This is a genomic window from Pseudoalteromonas sp. SG43-4, assembly GCF_014164325.1.
Lineage (GTDB): Bacteria > Pseudomonadota > Gammaproteobacteria > Enterobacterales > Alteromonadaceae > Pseudoalteromonas > Pseudoalteromonas distincta.
Window position 1 is genome coordinate 1 of the sequence record NZ_JACJFB010000076.1, and the last position, 263, is coordinate 263.

General features: G+C 35.4%; 1 rRNA gene. It reads left to right on the top strand.

Annotated elements, in window-relative coordinates:
• Window positions 1-65, top strand: a 16S ribosomal RNA gene (locus H5160_RS20245); the annotation flags it as partial.
• Window positions 66-263: the final 198 nt, after the last annotated feature.

Here is a 263-nt window from a genome sequence, read left to right on the forward strand (position 1 = left end):
TCATGACTGGGGTGAAGTCGTAACAAGGTAGCCCTAGGGGAACCTGGGGCTGGATCACCTCCTTATACGATTTAGAACTTATTTGTTCGTAGTGTCCACACAGATGATTGTTAATTAGTGCTTGTTCTTCGGAATAACTAATTAATATGCTCTTTAAAAATTTGGAAAAGCTGATAATAAAATTCTGATAGATACTTTGTATTTATCAAGAGTTTTCAAAAGTAAAAAAAGAATGGTAGCAGTACCATTCAGTGCCATTTGAT